Origin of the sequence: Pseudomaricurvus hydrocarbonicus, from assembly GCF_011602365.1 — a bacterium.
Lineage (GTDB): Bacteria > Pseudomonadota > Gammaproteobacteria > Pseudomonadales > Cellvibrionaceae > Pseudomaricurvus > Pseudomaricurvus hydrocarbonicus.
The window spans coordinates 57,894-80,022 of the sequence record NZ_JAAONZ010000006.1 but is presented as its reverse complement, the minus strand read 5'-3'; the positions used below and the strand labels follow the sequence as shown (position 1 = coordinate 80,022).

Below are 22,129 nucleotides of genomic sequence, written 5' to 3'. Positions count from 1 at the left end.
GTGAGTCAGGAACTTGCAGGAAAGGTCGCCATTGTCACCGGTGGCGCCAGCGGTATTGGCGAGGCAACCGTAGAATTGTTCGTCAAAGAGGGCGCCAAAGTGGTGTTTGCCGACATCAATGAAGAGCGCGGCAAAGCCATGGAGGCGGAACTGGGTGCTTCGGCGCGCTTTAAGCGCACCGATGTGTCTAACGCCGATGAAGTGCAGGCACTGGTGGATTATGCCATTGAAGAATTCGGCGGCCTGCACATCATGTTCAATAATGCCGGTATCTCGGGTGCCCAGCATGACCGTTTTCTGGAGGACGACTTCTCTGATTTTGACAAGGTGGTGGGCATCAACCTGTTCGGGGTGATCAAAGGCAGTCAGGCAGCCGGTCGTCATATGTCCAGGCACGGTGGTGGAGTGATCCTCAACAATGCTTCCATTGCCGGTTTGCTACCGGGGCATGCCCTCATGACCTACCGCTCCACCAAAGCGGCCGTGGTCATGTTCACCAAGTCCATCGCCATCGACTTGGCGGAATACGGGATTCGTGTCAATTGCCTGGCGCCCGGGCATATTCGCAGCCCACTGACGTCGTTTGCCATTCCCGGTTTAAGCGACGCACAGATTGACAAGGTGAAGGCCGCGGTGTCGCCGGCGATGGATTCCAATCAGCCGCTCAAGCGTCACGGCAAACCCTCGGATGTGGCCCAGGCGGCCCTGTTTTTGGCCAGCGACCGGGCTGCCCAGGTCACCGGTATCGTCATGCCCGTGGATGGTGGCTTAACCGCGGGTGATCCGGTGAACCACCTGAAAGAGATTGTCGAAGCGCGGGCGCAGGCCCTGGCGGAATTCAATTAATGTAAGGTGCAACCTTTTAGAAATTGAACCTTGCAGGCAATACAAAAAAATACAACGCAGCTGTTAAATCACAAGGTAGTGGTTAAAGCACAATGCAGCCGTTAAAACACAGCGTTGTCGTTAAAACACAACGTAGTCGTTAAAAAAGAGGCTGCCGGTTAAAAATACTTGTTAAAAAAACTATTAAAAGCAAACAGTATCCTTCACCAACGCAGAGAAGAGAGCCATGAAAAAGACAATAAAAAACATGCAACCAAGCGGTGTGAGTATTGGCAGAATATTTGAACTTGAAAATACCGTGCGTCAGTTGTGCTCAGCGATCGCGCTTATTACTGTCATGTCACCCGGCAGTGTGTTGGCACAAAGCGAGGTAAAAGAAGATGTCATGACGCTGGAAGAAGTCATCGTCACAGCGCGGCGTCGCGACGAGAGTTTGGCCAACGTTCCTATTGCTATCAGCGCCATGAGTGCTGATCAGCTGCAACAGCGTCAGGTACGCACAGATTCAGATCTGCAGGTGGCGGTGCCCGGTCTGACCATCCGTCAAACTCAGGGTAACAACTCGCTGACCTATTCCATACGCGGTCAAACTGCGGATACATTCAGTGGCTCACCGTCTGCGGTGGTGACCTATTTTAATGATGTGCCCCTGACGATTGCCAGCTCCTCGTCGCTGTTCGATCTGGAGTCGGTGCAGGTGTTGAAAGGTCCTCAGGGCACACTGTTTGGTCGCAATGCGACCGGTGGTGCGGTGTTGTTCAACTCGGCCGCACCCAAGGACGAACTGGGGGCTTCACTCTCCCTGCGGGCGGGCAATTACGATACCCGGGAAATTGATGGCATGCTCAATATCCCGCTGATCGACAACACTTTATTGCTGCGCGCAGCGGTAAACACGCTGGAAAAAGACGGCTACATCGAAAACCTGTTTAATGGTGATGATCTGGGGGATATTGACCGCACCAGTGGCCGGGTTTCTTTGACCTGGCGGCCTACCGACAGCCTGGAAAACACCACAGTGATGCAGTATTCCAGCTTGCGGGGTACCAACACCGGAGCCTCGTACCCTTACAGTATTTACGATTCCAATTGCTCAATACTCAACTGCAGTTCTTCGTTTTTGAGTGGCTTTGTCGATGCCCAGGAGTCGTTGGGATTGTACAAAACCCAGCACCCCTGGAGTGCAGAGCACAAAGGCACTGACTGGATTGTCACCAATACCACCAGTTATCAATTGTCGGAAAACCTGACACTGAAAAATATACTTGGCGTCTCTCACGCTGAAACCGATTCGGAACAGCCGCAATTGGGGGTTCCCTTTGCCACTATTCTGACGGCGAACATTGTCACCGGCGAGTCAGGCAATGAGACCGATGCTGATTCGGTGTCCAATGAAATTCAGCTGCAGGGTGTCACCGAGGATGGACAGTTCACCTATATCCTCGGCCTCTACTTGCAGGATTACAGCTTCGATACCCTGTGGCCACAGACGTATTTTGAATCCCCGGCGTCCGCTCTGACCAACGCGTTTCGTATCAACAATGAAAGTCGCGCAGTCTACGCCCAGGGCACCTATGAACTGGCGGGGTTGACCGGCATTGATGGGTTGCGGGTCACCACCGGGGTGCGTTATACCTGGGAAAAAGTCGACATCGAACAACTGCCGGCCGCCACCTATACCTATGGTGCGCCGGATCAGGATGAAAGTTTTGAAGACCCCAGCTGGGAAGTGGGTCTGGAGTATCAGGCCACCGATGAATTGCTGACTTACCTGAAAACCCGTGGCAGTTTCCGCAGCGGCGGTTTTAATGGCGCGGCGCCGCCCGTGGATGTAGATGCGACCGGTGGTGGCAACAAATTCGAATCCGAACATGTCAAGGACGTGGAGGCGGGCCTTAAGTTCCGCGGTCTGGCGTTTGATCGGCCGGCGATGTTAAACATTGCCCTGTACAAGCAGTGGATTGAAGATGTGCAGCGGGTGGAGTTCCCCGATCCCGACGGCCCAGGTGGTCTGGCCTCGATTGCGGTGACCGCGAACGTACCGGAACTGGTGGTACAGGGAATTGAGCTGGAAGCGTCCATCATGCCCACCGATTGGTTGGAGCTTGGCTTCTCCGGTGCCTACACGGATGCGGAATTCACCGATGGCGACGTCAACCTGTTTGGCAACGATTACAGTTATGGCCCTGTCGGTGATACCCCTGAACACTCTGCACGCATCTACGCCAACCTGAATTTCGCCATTGGCGAGGACCTCGGCGAGGTGAATTTTTACACCGAGCTCTATGCCCAGAGCGAGCAGTATTTTTCCAACGCTGCCGGCACCATTGCGCCGGGTACCGAGCTGCCCAGCTATGAGCTGGTGAACTCTCGACTGAGCTGGAATGGCATCATGGGCAGTAAGTTTTCGGCGGTGCTGTTCGGCAAAAATCTGGCGGACGAAGAGTACTTTGTCGGCGGCATGACCCTGGCGGCCGCGCTGGGCCATAATGCCGCGGCGGTGGGTGAACCACGCACTTACGGTGTCGAATTGTCTTATCAGTATTAACGTAACCGGGTTAGCTCAAGCGAGCTAATCCAACCAATTTTTTGTTAAAACAACCCCCGGCAGAACCGGGTAAGTAAAGAGGTAGAGCATGAGTGGTGTAACCATTACGTTTGTGGAACCGGACGGAACCGAAAAAATTATTGAGGATGCCGTCGTCGGGGAGTCACTGATGAACGTCGCCAAAGACAATGGCGTCGAGGGTATTTGGGGCGACTGCGGGGGTGGCTGCGCCTGTGGTACCTGTCATGTGTATGTCGATGAGAAATGGCAGGATGTGGTGGGCAAACCCGATGATATCGAAGAAATGACGCTGGATATGGTGACAGAAGCACAACAGGACAACAGCCGGTTGTGCTGTCAGATCCAGGTGTCGCCCGAACTGGACGGTGTGCGACTGACCGTGGTTCCCGCCGAATAAAAACAATGACCGGAAGCCGCTATAGGGCTTCCAGGAATAATAATGCCATGCACGTTTATCGCGGAGTGAAAGATGAGTGAAGCAGAAATCTATGATGTGATCGTGGTGGGCTCCGGTACAGCGGGTGCCTCGACCGCACTGCGGGCCGCGGAACTTGGCCTGTCGGTGTTAATCATTGAAAAAGCCCATAAATACGGCGGCACCTCGGCCACCTCGGGTGGGGTGATGTGGCTTCCCAACCATCAGCTGACGCCCAGTGATGACAGCCGTGAAAAAACCATGGAATACCTCAATCATTTGCTGCGCAGCGAGGTACAGCGGGATCGTCTGGATGTGTATGTCGATCAGGCTCCGAAGATGGCCCATTTTCTCAAGTCCGTCGGCGTTCCCCTGATGCCGGCGGCGTGGCCGGATTATTTTGCCGATGCACCCAGTGCCCGCGGAGACCGCTCGGTCATCTGTGACACCTTTGACGGCCGAAAGCTGGGGGATCACTTCCTGCACATGCGCGAACAGTACACGCGCTTTAAAGTGTTTAACCGCTACGCCATGGATGTGGTGGAGTTCTTTTCCATCTCTACCCGGGCGCCGGGCTGGATCAAAACGTTCCTGAAAATGGCCTGGCGCTATTGGTCGGACCTCGGCACCCGCATGTTGGGGAAACGGGACCGTCGCTTTACTCAGGGTGGTGCGCTGATGGGCCACGTGTATAGCAAGGTGTTTGATCGCGGGGTTGAGGTTCGACTCGAGACGCGCCTGGATGAGCTGATCGTCCGCGGCGAAGAAGTGACCGGAGTGAAAGTCAGTCATTTTGGCCGCCCTTATGAGATCATCGCCCGTCACGGGGTCGTGCTCTGTGCCGGTGGCTTTGAGTGGAATCAGGAACTGAGGGATCGCTACTGGCCGGTGCCGGGGCAGACCCGCAACAGCAGCACGCCGGAAGACGCCAACCGCGGTGAGGCATTGATCGCTGGCTTAAACGCCGGAGCTGCCACCGAACACACCGAAGCCGGCTGGTGGATTCCTACCATGCACATGCCGATGCCCAAAGCGTCCAATTTTGAAGAAATTCACCAGGCGGCGTTTGATGTGGGGCGTCCTCACAGCGTCTGCGTTAACCGCAACGGTGATCGTTTTGTGGACGAAGCCTGCAGCTACGATGAGTTCGGCGAAGCCATGGTGGCCGACCACCAGAAGACAGGCGCCAATAATCCCTGCTGGCTGGTGTTTGATGCACAGTTCAGGGCCAAATTTACCGCCGGTGGCTTTATGCCCAACCTGATTTCCCCGGACTGGATGATTCCCAAGGACTACTGGGATCACTACATCTTTAAGGCCGACAGCGTTGAAGCGCTGGCCCACAAGGTACACCTGCCGGTCGACAAGCTGAAAACGGTGGTGGCCAACATGAATCAATACGCCCTCAGCGGTGACGATCCGGAGTTTGGCCGCGGCAGCAATGACTACGATCGCATGTTTGGCGACGCCAATGTGAGCCCCAACCCGTGTCTGGGTGCGATTAACAAGGCGCCGTATTACGCAGTACCGATCAACCTGGGTGATCTGGGTACGAAGGGCGGCTTAAAAGCCAATGCCGATGGTTGCGTGGTGAACAGTGAGGATCAGCCGATTGGCAACCTTTACGCGGCGGGCAACAATGCCGGCAGTCCATTTGGTAATCTCTACCCCGGTGCGGGCGGGACCATCGGGCCGGCCATGACGTTTGGTTACGTGGCGGCCAATCACATTGCCCAGCGTGCGGGCAAGTTGGCGAAGGCAGCAGAAGATTCCGAGGCTGCGTCTGGCAGTGCAACCGCGCCGGCATCCATCACGGCGTAACTGTTACGTCTCTGGAAGTGGCTGGCTGATCGCATCGGCCAGTCACTCCCAGTATTTCTCTTCGGTACTTTCTATACTTTCTGTATTTTTAAGTTTCTTTTCGCTTCTTTCAGTTGCGATCAGTCGCTCGGATTCACGCTTAGTCGTTTTAAGTGGCTTTGATCGTCATTTACCATGCAACGTCAGTTACTTAAGCGGTTACCCAGTCGCTAAGCGGGTACGTCAGTCACTGCTCGCGGGTACCGTGGCGAGGGTATCCTGCGCTGAACCCAGTTGTGGCAAGCGCATCAGCAAGGTGTAAAGGAATCCACCCAACAGTGCTCCCACAAACCACGCGTAGTTATAGAGTTCGACGAACATCGCCGGCGCTGAGTCGATGACTCCACCGGCCACCAGAAAACCGGGAACGTTGGGCAGCACGGCCACCGCAAAGGCCAGTAACGCTTTTAAATTCCAGCCGTGAGAATACTCATAAGCACCGCCGCGTTGATACAGTGCCTGCAGTTGCAAACGACACTTGCGCACAATGAAGTAGTCAGCAATCAGAATCCCGGCAATTGGGCCCAGTAACGAGGAGTAGCCAACCAGCCAAACGAATAGATAGGCTCCCGCGGACTCCATTAATTTCCAGGGCATAATGGCAATGCCCAGTGCAGCGGTGAGGAAACCGCCGCTGCGAAAGGAGATTTTATTGGGGGCCAGGTTGGAAAACCCGTTGGCTGGCGCGACAACGTTGGCCGCCAGATTGGTGGTAATGGTGGCAATAATCAACAGCACTAAACCAAACAGAGCCGTCAGACCGCCCATACGACCGGCGATATCCACGGGGTCCCAGATCTGCTCGCCATAAATAACCACGGTCGCCGAGGTCACGGACACGCTCACAAATCCCAGCAATGCCATCGGCAAGGGCAGCCCGGCAGCCTGACCAATAATTTGATCCTTCTGACTCTTGGAAAAACGGGTGAAGTCGGGAATGTTTAGCGACAGGGTGGCCCAAAAACCGACCATGGCGGTTAAGCCCGGCCAAAACACCGACCAGAACTGTCCTTCTTTCTCGCCGCCCGTGACGAAGGCGGAGGGCTGGCTAAAGGTGCCACTCAAGCCATCGGTGTTGGTGTACGCCCAGACAAACAGGGCCACACCAATCAATAGCAGTAAGGGCGCGGCAAAGGTTTCCAGCCACTTGATCGATTCCATCCCTTTGGCGATAAAGTACACCTGCAGTGCCCAGAAACTCAGAAAGCACAGCAGCTGCGCCGGATCGATGCCAATAAACGGCAGCGGCTGACCAACAAACGCGCCGCTGAACAACCCGTTGAGGATTTGATAGATGGCAAAGCCGCCCACCCAGGTTTGAATGCCAAACCAGCCACAGGCAACCAAACTGCGCAATACCCCGGGCAGGCGTGCACCGACCGTCCCGAACGAGGAGCGCAATAACACCGGGAACGGTATCCCGTATTTGGCACCGGCGTGGCCGATCAGAATCATCGGCACCAGCACCACAAGATTGCCCAGCAACACGGTGATAATGGCCTGCAGCGGGGACATCCCTTCATGCATTAACCCGGATGCCAACAGGTAAGCCGGGACCGAAATCACCATACCCACCCACAGGGAAAAGATGTGTAGCCATCCCCAGGTACGTTTAGACGCCTGAGCGGGTTCAAGGTCATCATTCCAGAGGGCTGCATCCAGCGACTGGCGAGGATCCAGAGTTAAAAATTCTTCTTTATTTTTCATTACCAGATACCTGTCACATGGGGCTTAGTTTTCAACGAACTTAGCTTTCAACATACTTGGTTTCAACACTGTCTTACTCAACCACTTCGGCCACTTCCAGCATGGCATGCAAGAGCACATTGCAGCCCGCTTCACACTGCTCGGGCGTAGTGAATTCGATCTCGTTATGGCTGATACCGTCCTTGCAGGGGGTAAACACCATACCTGAGGGAACAATATCTGCCATGTAGCAAGCATCGTGCCCGGCACCGGCAAAGATATCCATGTGGCTGTACCCCAGTTTTTGCGCCGCCACTTTGACGTTGTCGGAAGCGCTGAATGTGACCGGGGCGAAATACCAGAAATGGTCCACTTCAACGTTGACCTGCCGCTGAGTGGCTATTTGCTCGCAGTACTCGTTGAACATCTGATCCATTGAGGCCAACACCTCAGCATCCGGGTTGCGAAGATCAACACTGAAGGTGACGGTGCCGGGGATGGTATTGCGCGAGTTGGGGTACACCTGCATAAAGCCGGTGGTGGCCAGCCCGTTGGGCTTGTGCGCCTGGGCAATGTCTTCAATGTAGGCAATGATGTTGGCGGCTGAGGCCAACGCATCTGCCCTCAGGTGCATGGGTGTGGATCCGGCGTGCGACTCACGGCCTGTCACCGTGACGTTATACCAGCGAATACCTTGTCCCAGGCGCACAACGCCGATTTGTTTGTCTTCGTCTTCGAGAATTGGTCCCTGCTCGATGTGCGCCTCGAAAAAAGCCTGAATATGACGGCTGCCGATTTCCTGGTCGCCGAGATAACCAATGTCTTCCAGTGCCTGCTTGACCGTGTGGCCGTCTACGTCTGTTTTCGCCCACTCCTCTTCCAGGTTGAAGCGGCCAACGTATACGCCCGAGCCCTGCATGGCCGGCTGAAAGCGTGAACCTTCTTCGTTGGTCCATACCGACACTTCGATCGGTGCGCGGGTTTGAATATTGAGATCATGCAGGGTGCGTAAAACTTCTACCCCGGACAGGACCCCAAAAACGCCATCAAATTTTCCACCGGTAGGCTGTGTATCCAAATGGCTACCCGTACAGACCGCACCAAGAGAATTATCAAGGCCTTCGCGGCGCGCAAAAATATTGCCCATTTTGTCGACGCTGATGGTGCAGCCTACCGCCTCGCACCACTGACAAAATAAATCCCGGGCTTGTTTGTCGAGCTGCGTCAGGGCTAAACGATTACACCCGCCTTTTTCGGTGGCGCCGATTTTTCCCATTTCCATCAGGCTTTGCCACAGTCTTTCACCGCTCACCAATAATTCATTGTTGTTCATAAAACTACCTCGATTAAACCTGTCTATTTGGTCAGGTTATTGATGATTTTTTTTTAGCGTCAAGAACAATTGTTAGGATCCAAAAAAGATTATTTTTTTGCACCGACATGGAACACAAAAAAGATAGGAGCACTAACATTGACCATTAAAAGTTTGTGTTTACTTTTTTTAAAAATAAAAAACCTGCTCAGATAGAATCTGAACAGGTGAGAAGGGCATCGTATTTGACGATACGGGAAAACCGATAAAGACTGATTGCTGATATATCACGATCAGCCTTTACACTCGTTAAAAATCGCGTCTAACGGTTATGCCGTAGGTACGGGGTTTGGCGTAAGATATTTGTGAGTTACCATAGAAGCCGGATACATCAAAACCAATAATTTCATGGTCTGAATCGGTTACATTATCAACGAAACCAATCACACTCCACTTACCGTCGTTATCTTTCCAGGTCAGTTGGGCATCGGCTTTAAAGTGGCTTTCAATTTCGTGGGCGGTATAGTTCCGAGCGTTGTGATAAGTTTCCGACTGATAAGAACCACTTAATTGAGCCGCCAGATTTCCTGAGGTCAGGTCCCAGGAATAGCGAATCAACCCGGAAGCCTGCCATTCAGGGGTAAAGGGCGGTGTCGTGTCTTCAAAATAACCGGAAGCCACCTCCAGATCCTCTACCACTGCATCAATGTAGGAGGCACCGAACATGATGTCCAACCCATCGGTTGGCGCCAGGAACACCTCGACTTCGGCTCCGGTAAACTTGGCTTTCTCATTAAACACAACACCGGCATTGTTTACCCAGGAAAAGGATTGATAATCACTGTAGTCGTAATGGAAGATACTGGTATTCAACCGCGCGGCGCCGTCCCAGAAGGTTAGTTTGGCACCCATTTCATAAGCTAACAGTTCCTCGGGATCATAACTGCCAAACCCTCCGCCCAAAGGCGCATTGAAACTCCCCGCTTTGACTCCGCGATTCACACCAATGTAATACAGGCTGTCATCGTTAGGGGTGTATTCAAGCTGGATCTTGGTGGACCACAAATTTTGATTATTGTCGTCATCGTAGGTTTCGGATGGTGTCGCGCTGTAGTCAACCTCAATGTCACGGTCGTTGGTATTGGCGTTGGTTAACACCACACCTTGCATGGATTTATCTTCTTGAACAAACCGGGCACCGGCGACCAAAACCAAAGAATCCGACAGCGAATAATCCATCTGACCAAAAATGGAATAGGAGTCGGTCTCCATTTCGACGACGCTGTTCTGCTCAAGTCCACCCAGATAATACGCCGTAGGAGATCCCGCCAGCCCCTGCAGGTAATCGGTATCGATATTGAGGTAGTACACACCGGTCACCCACTTGGTGGACTGGGTTGATCCCGACAAACGAAATTCCTGGCTGAACTGGTCAATATCCCCGTCCGATTGAAAGATAAGTTCTGGTGAGGCCGTCTGATCAGAATCCAGACCAATGACTCGACTGAAGGACTTGTAATCGGTCATCGAGAAGAATTCGACATTATCAAAGTCATAGGTAAACGTTGCGGCAAAGCCTTTGGACTCGATTTCATTCTGATCATCAAACGCGAAATCTTTATTCACTTTTTCGCCTGAGCCGTCGGGATCGATATTGCCGTTAAAATCCCCACCCTGAACCGGACGGTTTGGATCGCCGTTAAAATTGCCGTCGATACAGCTGCCCACCTGAATGGTGTCACACCCTAAGGCGTCATCCTTGGCGTAGATAACATCGATCACGTTGCCGGCAGCGTCTTTGACTTCGGTGGTATTGACAAACTGGTAGGGACCTTCACTTTTAATGGTCTTGGCCCAGTTGGCACTTAACAGTAAGTTGCCTTTATCACCCACATCAAATTCCAGCTGGCCACGGATGGCCTTGGTATCGTCGTTGTAACCATCTTCACCGCCACCCACAGAGCCTTCACGAGTATCGGGCGCAACGCCGTTTTGGTAAACGTTGTCCAGAATTTCGCCCTGCTGGTTGCCCAACATTGACAGGCGACCACGAACGCCGTCGGTTATCGCGCCCGAGATTGCGGTCTCCAGTCGGTATTGATCGAAACTGGCGTGGGTAAATTCCACATAGCCTTCGGTTTCCTCCGTCGGACGTGCGGTCACTGTATTGACCAGGCCACCGGTTGCATTGCGACCAAACAGTGTTCCCTGGGGTCCTTTGAGGATCTCAACCCGCTCAATATCAAACAGGCCAAAGGTCTGCGCCTGAGTACTGGCCAGATAGCCCCCGTCAACGTAGACCGCGACCGGCGCTTCGGCCAGATCCGCATAGTCATTTTGCACCACACCACGAATATTAAAAATGGCGCGCTGGCCGCCAATATCGCCAGCCAGTGACACACCGGGTGTAAATGCAATCAGGTCAGTGCTGGATTCAAGCCCCAGCGCCTTCATCTGTTCACCGCTAAACGCGGTAACCGCGATACCCACATCACTGGCAATCTGTTCACGCTTTTGAGCGGTAACGACAATTTCTTCCAGCAAAGCCGCCTGGACATTTGAACCAGAGGCCATCACAGCGAGACTGAGAATGGATTTTCTTAACATACTGTTGCGCTTAATGTTCATCGAGTTTTCCCCAAGATGTTGAATAGAAATTTTAAATAGCCGTGATTATGATGGTTCTCTTATGGTCGGCTTTGAAAGTCTCTGAGCGCTGTATTTTTGTAATGCTAAGTGGTCGGCCGAAAACAGCGGACGCTTGAGATAGCGGCCGCGGCCTTTTTCAACCTTGATTTCACCGTCACGGAATACCACTTCTCCCTGACTGATGGTGACTGTGTTAATCCCCTGAACGTTCATGCCTTCAAAGATGTTGAAGTCCACGTTCTGGTGATGAGTTTCCTTTGAAATGGTGCGGCTGGCCTTGGGATCCCAGACCAACAGATCCGCATCACTGCCAACTCGAATCACACCCTTACGAGGATAGAGGTTAAATATCTTTGCCGCGTTGGTTGACGTGACCGCGACGAATTCGTTTTCGGTCAGGCGACCGCTATTGACACCGTGATGCCACATAACGTGCATTCGATCTTCAACGCCGCCAGTGCCATTGGGAATCTTGGTAAAGTCATCGACACCATTGCGCTTTTGAGGGTCACAAAAACAACAGTGGTCGGTGGCGGTGGTGTGTAAATTTCCCGCTTGCAGTGCTTTCCACAGATGCTCTTGATGTCCGGCGGGTCGGAAGGGCGGGCTCATGACATGAGCCGCAGCGAAAGACCAGTCCGGATCACGGTAAACGCTGTCATCCAGCAGCAGGTGCCCAGGCAGCACTTCGCCATACACTCTTTGACCATTGGCGCGGGCGCGGGCAATGGCATCCGCCGATTGTTGGCAAGAGGTGTGCACCAGATAGATGGGCACATTCATCAAATGCGCAATTTCAATGGCCCGGTTGGCCGCTTCGCCCTCGACTTCCGGTGGCCGAGACAGTGGGTGCCCCTCGGGGCCGGTGATGCCCATTTCCAACACATCCTGTTGCAGGCGGAATACCAGCTCGCCATTTTCGGCGTGCACCGTACAGATGGCACCTAACTCACGGGCGCGCTTGAACGAATTAATCAAGACTTCATCATCGGCCATGATGGCATTCTTGTAGGCCATAAAGTGTTTAAAGCTGTTGACTCCGTGTTCTTGTGCCAGCACGCCCATGGCCTCGCTGACACTGTCGTCCCACCAGGTAATGGCCACGTGAAAACTGTAATCAGCAACACTTTTTTCAGCTTTTTTCTGCCACTGGTGATAGGCCTCCAAAATATCCTGTTGCGGATTGGGAATCACAAAATCGATAATGGTGGTGGTGCCACCGACCAGCCCTGCGCGTGTGCCTGAGTAAAAATCGTCACTGGCCACCGTGCCCATAAACGGCAGTTCCATGTGGGTGTGCGGATCTATGCCACCAGGCATCACCAGACACCCTTGCGCATCGACAATTTCTACGTCTGCTGCAGTGGATAAATTTTCTCCGATGGCGACGATCTTGCCGTCTTCACAGAGTACATCGGCGATAAAAGACAGGTCTTCGTTAACGACAGTGCCACCTTGAATTAATAGAGCCATAACGTAATCCGACTTATTTTAAATTAACTATATTTTTTACCCGTCAACGAGTAAATCCATATTCGTCTACCCAATGTTTCATTGCGAAGAAACATGTTTAAGAGGCGAAAGTGTCGTCTGGTGAGAATTCAACAGATGAGTAATAAATTCTGCGGTAATGCGACTGGGTCGATGTGATTTTGAATAGACCGCAGAAAACTCACAACGTTAGCGACAACGATCACTGTGTACGACTTTCATGATGCCGTCCTGTACAAAGGTTTTGGCGTAATGATCCGGTAGAAAACCAAGGTATTCACCGGTCTGTATCAGTAGCGCGATACCCTCCTGTTCATGAGCAATGGCTGAGCGGGGAAGTTCAAGGCGTTCAAAGATCTGTTGATTGGGCGAATTCACGTCCATCGCGGCAAACCTCATTTTTCGGATAGTGTCGATGGGAATGTCTGAGGTGTTGCCGAACAGCACATGATCCCGTCCACAATAGAGGCTCATGCTCTCCAGAAACAGTGATTCGTATTCCAGCGATGAGGTTTCCCGGTGTATGGGGACAACGCCGAGGTGATATTCGCCAGAGATAACTGCCGCCTCGACAAAGTTCAGTTGCTGAGTGTGTATATCGATACGGATATCGGGGTAACTGCGCACAAAGCTGCGCAAGGCCGCGGCGACATGATTGTTGGGATTCCCCATGACCTTGTCGCACAAACCAATCTTTAACACCCCGGACAGGTTTTCCTGGATATCGTTGGCTTTCAATTTAAACCGATGTATCGCCTCAAATAACTCAATTGAGGCCTGATAGATTTCCTTTCCTTCCCGAGTTAAAGCAAAACCGGCACTGCCCCGCTGGCACAGGGTAACTCCCAAACGCACCTCCAGATCTTTGAGGTGTCGGCTGATCGTTGACCTGCCAATGTTCAGATCAAGTTCGGCAGCGGACAGACCGCCGCGAGCAACCACCCTGTGGAAGATGCTCAATAACTTGATTTCGGAATCACTGACATTTCTTAAGGCCTTGGTCATTGATCAGTCCTCCTGTTCAGAAGCCCCTGTGGTTGGATCGCTTAGCCATTAATGGCGGGAATCACGTGTTTGCCGTATTGGGCAATGATGTTTTCTTCATCACCGTTATCGAGATAGATATTGAATTGAGTCACGCCGGCTTTTTGCATGGTCTGCAGCTTGGCAATATGATCATCCGGAGTACCGAGTACACAAAAGCTGTCGACAATGTCTGGAGTAATGAAATCCAGGTATGGATTATCACTTTGGCCGTGTTTGGAGTAATCGTAGCCGCGACGATTTTCAATATATGACGTTAAGCTGGAGGGGATATCCGGGTTATCTGCGCCGTACTTCTCAACGATATCCGCCACGTGATTACCCACCATGGCCGGGAACCATTTGGTCGCTTCGATACAGTCTTCTTTGCTGCCGAAATACGCAGGTGCCGCAGCCTGGACCTTAAAGTTAGACATGTCTCTGCCAGCGGCTTCGCCCGCATTGAAACACTGCTGGGAAAACCAGCGCAGTAACTCGGGCTCACCGATTTGCAAAATGACCCCATCGCCAACTTCACCAGCCGCTTGCAGGGCTTTGGGTCCGTAGGCGCCGATCCATATGGGCAATTCATAACCCGTTGCCCAGGGAAACTTCACCGGCTCGGGGCATTCGCCATAGGACACTTCTTCGCCGCGGATCATGGCTTTCACTTTTTGGGTGAACTCCGTCATTTGTGCAATGGTTGCCGGCTTTTTGCCCATCACCCGCACAGAACTGTCGCCTCGTCCTAGCCCGACATCAATACGGCCGCCACTCTGCAACGCCAGACTGCCCCACAAACTGGCCGCCAGGGACCAATCCCGCGCCTTGGGGTTGGTCACACAAGGGCCGAACCTCATGGTCTTGGTGTGCTCCATACACATGGCAATCGCCGGATAACACTCACGCCATAAAATATGCGAGTCGTAAAACCAGCAATAACTGAACCCGGATGTTTCCGCCTGGCGGACCAAATAACGAGCGCGATCAGGGCTGACGAAGCCTTTAAACGTAATACCAAATTCCACAATAAAACTCCTGACAATTTAAACTGTATGACGATAAAAAATTAAGGTTAAACGGTAATCGGTTTACACCGCCTGCGGTGGCGCGATCCTGATCCCCACATGTTTATAGGGGTAAGACTTGGAAATGTTTAGGCGGATGAGGATGGGGGTAATGGCTTCAATGCAGCGTGCACTGCTTGCCGGCCCCGCATTTAATGCCGTCATCCCGGCGGTCTGCAATACATCAATCACCTTGTTGCGTGCAGCCAGAGAATTGCCACACACCAAAATGTCACAGTTAATGGCTTCATCCAGTTTGGACAGTTGATGGGCAGAGACATTATGTAATGCTCCCACCACATCGATGGTGTCACCCAAAACGGCTTGTGCTTGCTCGGTTGCCGAGCCCTGTTCGGGCATGTCTACCGCTTTGGGGTCGCCATCGGCCAGTGGCACCACAATATCAACCACGGTTTTGCCGAGCAGATGATCGCGCAGAGCCACCAGGGTTGATTCATGAGCACTGAACGGCACAGCAATGACCACCAACTCGTCACTGAGACCTACGGCTTCTTCGTTCGAATTCCCCGAGATGAGATCGGTTGATAATTGCCGACACAAGTCGGCCGCAACTTCCGCTGCTCGCTGGTTATCTCTAGACCCCAGTACACAGGCGATGCCTGCTTTGGCCAGACGCAGTGCAAGGCCACGACCCTGTGGTCCGGTTCCTCCAATGATTGCTACAGTCATGCAAATAGATCCTCTTTTTGATTTCTTACCAGTTCATGTATGCCAGCCTGCCGCGGTTGCCAGTCCAGCCCTTCAAAGATAATGATCGGTGTACGATCCGCCTTGCCCATCAACAAGCCCGAAGCAGCCGCCAGTTCATCGGCAAAAGCCGGTTGAGTGACAGACAGCGTTCGACCCCAGGCATCGGTTTCGCCACACTGGTCAACAATCGGGGGAACCCCGGCGGTGCCTATGGCGACGTTCACCAAACCGTTGCGCCAGGGGCGACCGAAAGTGTCTGTGATAACCACACCCGGCTTCACACCCAATTTGGTTTCGAGATCTTCTGCCAGCTGTTGTGCGCTGCGATCAGCGTCCACCGGCAGTAACAGCAAGTGGCCTTCCTCAAGGTTGCTTTCATCAATTCCGGCATTGGCACACACAAAACCGGCGTGCGTTCGAGTGATGATCACGCTGCCTCGGCCGTTAGCGTCGGCTTCACGAACGCGCACAATGGCGTCGCTTTCCCGAAGAATCATTTCCACTTTACGCGGATCCTTGGCGGTTTTTTCGGCCAGTTCTTCAGCCTGATGACTGGCTTTGATGTCGGTCAGTTTTACGCTTCGGCCTTCCGCCTTGGAAATAATCTTTTGCGCGATGACCAAAATCGTCGATGGCGTTAAGGTAAAATTATTGGCACACAGGGCGGTAGCAATGATGTCACCCAGGCAGTCCCCTGACTGTATTTCCGGTATCTCTGCAAGTGCGGTCATCTTGGCGGTCGGCATCACGAGGCCACCTCCCACACCTGATCTGCACGGACCACCGATAAATCGGATGGACGGTCGACGTCTAGAGCCAGGCTTGGCAGGTTCAAGCCATTGAACTCAATGTGGTGTTTTTCGGCATGAACTTGCAGGCGCCGGTAAGAGTTTTCCCCAAAGATCGCGGGGGTGATTGACGGCGGTGTCGACAACAACACATTGGTGCCCCCGTCCATGGCAGGCACTGCGAGCAGACAATTGGATGGGCCAGCCCGTGAAAGTAACTGGTTTAGATCGCACGGTTGTGGCCGGGCGATATCGGCAAAAAACACCACTTGAGTATCGAAGTTTCTCTCCACACTCCAGCGAGTCGCTTTTTCAATCGCAGCGTTTAAGCCGTCACACTGGTCTTCCAGCAACACGGTTACGTCACGTTCACGTGACCATTGCGCGGCAACCTTGTCCGGCGTCACCACCAACAGGTGGCAAAGCGGGAAATGCTTTTGTAAAAACAACAGGTTGTTAAGAAACAGATTCTGCATTAACCGCTGTCTCGACAGCGACGTGAGCACAGGACTGAGTCTGGACTTGGCCAGTTGAAAGCTTTTAACGGGAATCACAATATTGATTCGAGGCATCATGCCACCACCCGCCGCTTGTGCTGCACAAAGGTGACGTCAACATACGACAGTATTTTTTCAGCCAGGTTGATGCGGCTGGCTACCGTGGGCATGAGTGTGTCGGTGAGCAGGACTTTGATACCCATGCGTTCTATGTCTCGTACCTGGGCGGCATCGGCATGATCAATAACCAGTGCGTCGATTAAACCGTGATAAAACTCGGCGACGCCTGTTACTGTGGGTGAGTAACCACAGGCGGCCATCACTTCACAGGCGGGTCCTTTTACCGTTTTTCCGCCGATAATGGGCGACACCGCGACTCTGGCAGCTGAGCTGTTGAGCAGTGATTGACGAATGCCTGTTACCTGTAGTGTCGGGGCAATACTGAGCAGCGGATTACTGGGGGCAATCAGAATAAGCTGTGAGTTGTCGATGGCCTCCAGGCAGGCGCTGTTAGGCTGCGATAGCCCCTCACCCACAAATTCGACTTTTTGCACCGCGGGTTTGGCGCCGTGCTGTACAAAGTAGGACTCCATCGACAGCTCCCCCAACGCTGTGTGCACACGGGTTTGGACGGTGGCCCGACTGGGTAACACAATGTTGGCATCAATACCCAGTTGACGCGCCAGATAGGTGGTTACTTGTTGCGCATCCTGGCCCTGAGCCAGCAGCATGGTTCTTATCAGGTGAGTGGCTATATCTCTATCGCCGAGTTGCATCCAGGTGGGCTGTCCCAGTTCGGCCAGGCGCGCCAGCAGGTGATAGCTGTCTGCTCTCAAGCCCCAACCCTGTTCGCGATCAATGTCGTTGGCCAGCGTATAGAGCAAGGTGTCGACATCCGGTGAGACCCAAAGGCCATGGAAGCGGTCATCATCGCCAATGTTGGGCACAATCGTTAACTGCTCCGGCGGTAACAGAAGTGTTAACCCTTCGGCCAACTTTGCACCGCCGGCGCCGCCCGTTAACAACGTAATCGATCCTGTCAGGGAGGACATCAGGCCACCTCCCACACGGGGATCTGTTGTTGCTGCCAGGGACTTCGTTGTTCTAACGGTTTATCCGGGCAGGCCTCATTTATGCTGGCGGCATCACCATACAGGGTGGTTCTCTGGCGTGGTAAATACCCGGCAGAGCGAATCATCTTTTGCATTTCATCGGCGGTCACTTCCTGACCGTAAAGTGCTCCGGCTGCACGGGAAATGCTTTCATTCATCAAGGTTCCGCCGAGATCATTGACCCCATAAGCTTGAGATTCCATCGCCAATTGAGGCCCCAGCTTGACCCAGGACGCCTGAATGTTATCGATGTGGCCATGAAACAGAATGCGCGCCACGGCGTGTATGGCCATGTGCTCACGACGCGTAGGGCCGGGGCGCACGTCAGTGCTCTCAAGGTAGAGCGGTGAGTCGTAGTGTATGAATCCCAGCGGTACAAATTCGGTGAAACCGCCGGTGCGCTTCTGCAATTCGCGAATTCGCACCATATGATCAGCCCAGTGGTGTGCTGAGTCCACATGGCCGTACATCATGGTGGCGGTGGACGCGAGACCGACCTGGTGAGCGGCTTCAATGATTTCTAACCAGGCCTGTGTAGACAGCTTGTTTTTGGTTAAGCGTTGACGCACCTGGGTATCCAGGATTTCTGCCGCAGTCCCTGGAACCGACCCCAGGCCGGCCTGTTTCAGATCCGCCAGAAAATCAACATAGCTGGTGCGGCTTTTACGAGCGCCATAGTAAATTTCAAAGGGGGAGAAAGCGTGAATGTGCAACTCGGGCAGTTCGTTCTTAATCGCCTGGACGATATCCCGGTAGAAATACGGCGAAATGTCCGGGTGCAGACCACCTTGAATGCAAACCTCGGTAGCGCCACGTTGATGGGCTTGCGAGGCGCGTGCGACTATTTCATTAAGCGATAACAATTCTGCCGAGGCATCGTCTTTGGCTTTACCGTAATTGCAAAACCGGCAGGCCATGTAACAAACGTTGGTAAAGTTTATGTTGCGTGTGACCACGTAACTGGTGGTCTTGCCATTGGTTTTCAGACGCAGGGAATGGGCCACATCCATGACCGCTTTGAGCTCTTTGCCATCACACTGCAGCAGTGCTGTCGCATCTTGTTCGGTCAACTCGCTGCCGCAGAGGACCGAATCGAGAATTTTGGCAATAGGCGTCGCTATGTTGGATAGGTTAATAATCATATTGAGCCCTTAGCTGAAAGTGGTAACCAGGCCGCTGACATCAGCGCTGGCAATAAGCCGGTTAATGATGGAAGCATCAACATACTCAGAGGTGAGATAGTCCGGGTAAACGGTGAGTCTTTCGCGTAACTGAAAACCCTTGGCGGTACAGCTCTCCGCCAGTGTGTCAATGTTGGGCCAGGCACATTCCGGATTGATGAAGTCTTGAGTCAGTGGTGAAATTCCGCCCCAGTCATTGATGCCTGCCGCCAGGTAATCGCTGTGATGCTGCTGTAAATTGGGGGGTGCCTGAAGACTGATCGACGGGTCCAGTAGCAGTCTGGCGACGGCCAGTGTTTTCAGCATCTCGTCAATATCAGGTTCTATGACGCTCGCCATGGCGGTGCCGGGCTTGGCCTTAAAGTTCTGAATGATCACTTCCTGAATATGGCCGTGTTGACGGTGAATGTCATTGATGGCCAACAGCGCATCAATTCGATCCTGCCAGGTTTCACCAATGCCAATGAGCAGGCCGGTGGTGAACGGCACCTGATGTTTGCCGGCATTTTCGAGAGTTTGCAGCCGCAGTTTTGGAGATTTATCCGGGCAGCGATAATGCGGTCCACCGCGGCGCATCAACTGCATGCTCAAACTTTCGAGCATCATTCCCATGCTGGCAGAGACAGGTTTTAATTGTTTGATTTCTGTTTCGGTTAAGGTTCCTGCATTCACATGTGGAATCAGGTTGGTTTCCCGCAAGGTGAATTCACACATGTCGCGCAAGTAGTCGAGCATGCGTACATACCCCAAAGCATTGAGCATGTTTGCAGCTTTTGGATACCGTAATTCTGGCTTTTCTCCCAGGCTGAACAGTGCCTCCTTACAACCCAGTTGGTCTCCCGCGCGCAAAGTCTCCGACACCGATGATAACGTCATAATGTTAGCCGCAGGATTGTCCGGGTGTTTCACAAATGTGCAGTATCCACATTCATCCCGACACATATTGGTTAGCGGAACAAACACTTTTCTCGAATAAGTGACGGTGTCACCCCAGTAACTGTCTCTGACTTTTCCTGCTTCGAGTATGAGCGCATGCAGATCTTCTGAGTCTGCAAACTCCATGTCGTACCAGTGCTTGTTATTTAACATCAGTAATCACCTTGGTCTTGGTGTGCACCAAAAAAACACACAAATTGTTCGAGTTTTATGGTTGTGCACCAAAATAAAACCTGTCTAGTTGGTCAGGAAATAAAAGGCTATTTTAATTTTAATTTTTACGCAATATAAAATTTAATTTTATTGACCAAGAGGTCAGAAAAAGTTTCTAATGGGAATCTAATAAAGATTTTAAATTACTTATAAATCATTGAGTTAACGAGAATTACAGAGAAGATAAAAAATGCCGAAAAATGTAATTGAGATTAAGCATCCGCTGATACAGCACAAGTTAACCATTATGCGGGACCGTTCAACGGCGTCTGGAAAATTTCGAACGTTGCTAAAAGAAATCAGCTTGTTGATGGGCTATGAAGCCACGCGTGATTTACCCATGACACTTAAGAATATTGAAACGCCGCTGGCAGAAATGAACGCACCGACACTGGCAGGAAAGAAGCTGTGTATCTTTTCGATTCTTCGGGCCGGAGACGGTTTGCTTAATGGTTTGCTGGAATTGGTGCCGTCGGCGAGGGTTGGTCACATCGGTATTTATCGGGACCCTCAAAGCTTGGAAGCTGTTGAATATTTTTTTAAAGGACCGCAACAGCTCAGTGATCGCTTGAGTCTGGTGGTCGATCCGATGCTGGCAACGGGTCATTCTGCGATAGCGGCTATCAGTCACATAAAAAGTAAGGGGGCCAGGGATATACGATTTATTTGTTTGCTGGCGGCCCCGGAGGGTTTGCAGGCGTTACACGAAGTACACCCGGACGTGACCGTTTACACGGCTGCCATTGAATCTGGGCTGAATGAAAAGGGCTATATCTTACCGGGTATTGGTGATGCCGGAGACAGAATATTTGGAACTTCACGCTAGCAATGTCGGTAATTTACCAGACAAGACATGGCCATGACTGCACCGTCTGTGCGAAAATACCGTTCAAAGATTTTCGTCACATGAAAGATGCCTCGCCCTATGCCAAGTGATAAGCCCCAAAGTAAAAACAGAAAGTCGGATATTCGTGCAGCCAATACCCGTCAAATCATCGCGGCTGCCGAGGCGTTGTTCGCAGAAAAAGGCTTTAATGGCACATCGACTCAGGAGATTGCCGATAGGGCTGGGCTGCCAAAAGCCAATGTGCACTACTACTTTAAAACCAAGCAGGACCTGTATACGGTCGTCCTGAAAGATATTCTCGATGCCTGGATGCACGACGCCAGTATCTTTGATATCTCCGATGACCCGGAAGAAGTCTTCCGCCAATACATCAAAGCCAAGATGGAACACTCATTTTCCAGGCCCAAAGGGTCGAAAGTCTGGGCAATGGAAATCATTCAGGGTGGGCCGGTATTGGGTAAGGAAATCAAAAAAGCGCTGGTGACCTGGGATGAAACCGTCACCCAGAAAATCCAGCACTGGATTGATCAGGGTAAAATTTACCCGGTACAGCCCCAAAGTTTGCTGAACATGATTTGGTCTTCCACTCAGTACTACGCCGATTACGATTATCAAATTAAGGCCCTGAATGGCAACAAGCGCTTGAGTGACTCGCAAAAGCAGCACGCGATCGACGATGTCACTCGTCTTATCCTCAATGGGGTTCTGAAATAATCCGTCTGACACCGGTGTGGTGAGATGGGTATTGCTGGCACAGTACAGCGACAAAGACCTCAATCGCCACTCATGTCGCATGTTGCCCAAGATGTCACTTCTTACACAGGCCTTCCACCGACTCTCTGTCACTCCTTTAGCCCTGCAGATGGCCTGATCAGCGGACACTTGATCTGCCGTGTGGCCCTTTTTGACTTCGTTTTCTGACGGGA

Annotated in this window: 18 protein-coding genes; 6 read left to right on the top strand and 12 right to left on the bottom strand. The window is 52.4% G+C overall.

From position 1 onward, the window contains the following. The 4 genes from G8770_RS10110 to G8770_RS10095 all read left to right on the top strand — a co-directional run bounded on the left by G8770_RS10110 (nucleotide 1) and on the right by G8770_RS10095 (nucleotide 5,651). Nucleotides 1–846 carry a glucose 1-dehydrogenase gene (locus G8770_RS10110; RefSeq protein WP_167185704.1) on the top strand — a complete coding sequence of 282 codons (846 nt, stop codon included), beginning with the start codon at nucleotides 1–3 and terminating at the stop codon, nucleotides 844–846. 226 nt (nucleotides 847–1,072) lie between these two features. Next, entirely contained in the window at nucleotides 1,073–3,394 is a 2,322-nt protein-coding gene (locus tag G8770_RS10105) for a TonB-dependent receptor (RefSeq protein WP_167185701.1), read from the top strand. An 88-nt stretch (nucleotides 3,395–3,482) separates the two neighbouring features. Further along, nucleotides 3,483–3,812, top strand: coding sequence for a 2Fe-2S iron-sulfur cluster-binding protein (locus G8770_RS10100; RefSeq protein ID WP_167185698.1), 330 nt, complete (start codon nucleotides 3,483–3,485; stop codon nucleotides 3,810–3,812). Nucleotides 3,813–3,884: 72 nt separating this feature from the next. After that, nucleotides 3,885–5,651, top strand: a complete 1,767-nt coding sequence (locus tag G8770_RS10095; RefSeq protein ID WP_167185695.1) for an FAD-dependent oxidoreductase — start codon at nucleotides 3,885–3,887, stop codon at nucleotides 5,649–5,651. A gap of 222 nt (nucleotides 5,652–5,873) precedes the next feature. Here G8770_RS10095 and G8770_RS10090 read toward each other — a convergent pair whose 3' ends face one another. From G8770_RS10090 to cofG, 12 genes are all read right to left on the bottom strand, one after another. Further along, nucleotides 5,874–7,397 carry an NCS1 family nucleobase:cation symporter-1 gene (locus tag G8770_RS10090; RefSeq protein ID WP_167185692.1) on the bottom strand — a complete coding sequence of 508 codons (1,524 nt, stop codon included), beginning with the start codon at nucleotides 7,395–7,397 and terminating at the stop codon, nucleotides 5,874–5,876. 73 nt (nucleotides 7,398–7,470) lie between these two features. Next, a complete protein-coding gene (locus G8770_RS10085) occupies nucleotides 7,471–8,709 on the bottom strand; it encodes a Zn-dependent hydrolase (RefSeq protein ID WP_167185689.1) in 1,239 nt (412 codons plus the stop codon). A 288-nt stretch (nucleotides 8,710–8,997) separates the two neighbouring features. Then, the gene (locus G8770_RS10080; RefSeq protein WP_167185686.1) at nucleotides 8,998–11,316 is read right to left on the bottom strand and encodes a TonB-dependent receptor; all 2,319 of its coding nucleotides are present in this window, start codon (nucleotides 11,314–11,316) and stop codon (nucleotides 8,998–9,000) included. 45 nt (nucleotides 11,317–11,361) lie between these two features. Then, nucleotides 11,362–12,810, bottom strand: a complete 1,449-nt coding sequence (gene hydA, locus G8770_RS10075) for a dihydropyrimidinase (RefSeq protein ID WP_167185683.1) — start codon at nucleotides 12,808–12,810, stop codon at nucleotides 11,362–11,364. Nucleotides 12,811–13,017: 207 nt separating this feature from the next. Next, nucleotides 13,018–13,833 carry a LysR family transcriptional regulator gene (locus G8770_RS10070; RefSeq protein WP_167185680.1) on the bottom strand — a complete coding sequence of 272 codons (816 nt, stop codon included), beginning with the start codon at nucleotides 13,831–13,833 and terminating at the stop codon, nucleotides 13,018–13,020. 41 nt (nucleotides 13,834–13,874) lie between these two features. Beyond that, nucleotides 13,875–14,879, bottom strand: a complete 1,005-nt coding sequence (locus G8770_RS10065; protein ID WP_167185677.1) for a TIGR03842 family LLM class F420-dependent oxidoreductase — start codon at nucleotides 14,877–14,879, stop codon at nucleotides 13,875–13,877. 63 nt (nucleotides 14,880–14,942) lie between these two features. Further along, a complete protein-coding gene (gene npdG, locus G8770_RS10060; RefSeq protein ID WP_167185674.1) occupies nucleotides 14,943–15,608 on the bottom strand; it encodes an NADPH-dependent F420 reductase in 666 nt (221 codons plus the stop codon). Next, complete coding sequence (gene cofE / locus G8770_RS10055) at nucleotides 15,605–16,375, bottom strand: coenzyme F420-0:L-glutamate ligase (protein ID WP_167185671.1); 771 nt, start codon at nucleotides 16,373–16,375, stop codon at nucleotides 15,605–15,607. The genes npdG and cofE overlap by 4 nt, the downstream gene beginning before the upstream one ends. Beyond that, on the bottom strand, nucleotides 16,375–16,992 hold the full coding sequence (cofC, locus tag G8770_RS10050; protein WP_167185668.1) for a 2-phospho-L-lactate guanylyltransferase: 618 nt from the start codon (nucleotides 16,990–16,992) through the stop codon (nucleotides 16,375–16,377). The genes cofE and cofC overlap by 1 nt, the downstream gene beginning before the upstream one ends. Then, entirely contained in the window at nucleotides 16,989–17,966 is a 978-nt protein-coding gene (cofD, locus tag G8770_RS10045; RefSeq protein WP_167185666.1) for a 2-phospho-L-lactate transferase, read from the bottom strand. Before cofD ends, cofC begins: the two co-directional genes overlap by 4 nt. Next, nucleotides 17,966–19,168, bottom strand: coding sequence for a 5-amino-6-(D-ribitylamino)uracil--L-tyrosine 4-hydroxyphenyl transferase CofH (gene cofH / locus G8770_RS10040; protein WP_167185663.1), 1,203 nt, complete (start codon nucleotides 19,166–19,168; stop codon nucleotides 17,966–17,968). The genes cofD and cofH overlap by 1 nt, the downstream gene beginning before the upstream one ends. A gap of 9 nt (nucleotides 19,169–19,177) precedes the next feature. Next, nucleotides 19,178–20,296: a 7,8-didemethyl-8-hydroxy-5-deazariboflavin synthase CofG gene (gene cofG, locus G8770_RS10035; RefSeq protein WP_167185660.1), complete on the bottom strand. Its 1,119-nt coding sequence runs from the start codon at nucleotides 20,294–20,296 to the stop codon at nucleotides 19,178–19,180. 250 nt (nucleotides 20,297–20,546) lie between these two features. On the opposite strand from cofG, the gene upp reads away from it, so the two are divergent. Both upp and G8770_RS10025 read left to right on the top strand, forming a co-directional pair. Next, complete coding sequence (gene upp, locus G8770_RS10030) at nucleotides 20,547–21,182, top strand: uracil phosphoribosyltransferase (protein WP_167185657.1); 636 nt, start codon at nucleotides 20,547–20,549, stop codon at nucleotides 21,180–21,182. Nucleotides 21,183–21,281: 99 nt separating this feature from the next. Next, nucleotides 21,282–21,917 carry a TetR/AcrR family transcriptional regulator gene (locus tag G8770_RS10025; protein WP_167185654.1) on the top strand — a complete coding sequence of 212 codons (636 nt, stop codon included), beginning with the start codon at nucleotides 21,282–21,284 and terminating at the stop codon, nucleotides 21,915–21,917. Nucleotides 21,918–22,129: the final 212 nt, after the last annotated feature.

Bases quoted from the DNA above. Each gene is read 5' to 3' on its own strand.
- G8770_RS10105 (WP_167185701.1), top strand. From the start codon at position 1,073: ATGAAAAAGACAATAAAAAACATGCAACCAAGCGGTGTGAGTATTGGC.
- G8770_RS10100 (WP_167185698.1), top strand. From the start codon at position 3,483: ATGAGTGGTGTAACCATTACGTTTGTGGAACCGGACGGAACCGAAAAA.
- G8770_RS10095 (WP_167185695.1), top strand. From the start codon at position 3,885: ATGAGTGAAGCAGAAATCTATGATGTGATCGTGGTGGGCTCCGGTACA.
- G8770_RS10090 (WP_167185692.1), bottom strand. From the start codon at position 7,397: ATGAAAAATAAAGAAGAATTTTTAACTCTGGATCCTCGCCAGTCGCTG.
- G8770_RS10085 (WP_167185689.1), bottom strand. From the start codon at position 8,709: ATGAACAACAATGAATTATTGGTGAGCGGTGAAAGACTGTGGCAAAGC.
- G8770_RS10080 (WP_167185686.1), bottom strand. From the start codon at position 11,316: ATGAACATTAAGCGCAACAGTATGTTAAGAAAATCCATTCTCAGTCTC.
- hydA (WP_167185683.1), bottom strand. From the start codon at position 12,810: ATGGCTCTATTAATTCAAGGTGGCACTGTCGTTAACGAAGACCTGTCT.
- G8770_RS10070 (WP_167185680.1), bottom strand. From the start codon at position 13,833: ATGACCAAGGCCTTAAGAAATGTCAGTGATTCCGAAATCAAGTTATTG.
- npdG (WP_167185674.1), bottom strand. From the start codon at position 15,608: ATGACTGTAGCAATCATTGGAGGAACCGGACCACAGGGTCGTGGCCTT.
- cofE (WP_167185671.1), bottom strand. From the start codon at position 16,375: ATGCCGACCGCCAAGATGACCGCACTTGCAGAGATACCGGAAATACAG.
- cofC (WP_167185668.1), bottom strand. From the start codon at position 16,992: ATGATGCCTCGAATCAATATTGTGATTCCCGTTAAAAGCTTTCAACTG.
- cofD (WP_167185666.1), bottom strand. From the start codon at position 17,966: ATGTCCTCCCTGACAGGATCGATTACGTTGTTAACGGGCGGCGCCGGC.
- cofH (WP_167185663.1), bottom strand. From the start codon at position 19,168: ATGATTATTAACCTATCCAACATAGCGACGCCTATTGCCAAAATTCTC.
- cofG (WP_167185660.1), bottom strand. From the start codon at position 20,296: ATGTTAAATAACAAGCACTGGTACGACATGGAGTTTGCAGACTCAGAA.
- upp (WP_167185657.1), top strand. From the start codon at position 20,547: ATGCCGAAAAATGTAATTGAGATTAAGCATCCGCTGATACAGCACAAG.
- G8770_RS10025 (WP_167185654.1), top strand. From the start codon at position 21,282: ATGCCAAGTGATAAGCCCCAAAGTAAAAACAGAAAGTCGGATATTCGT.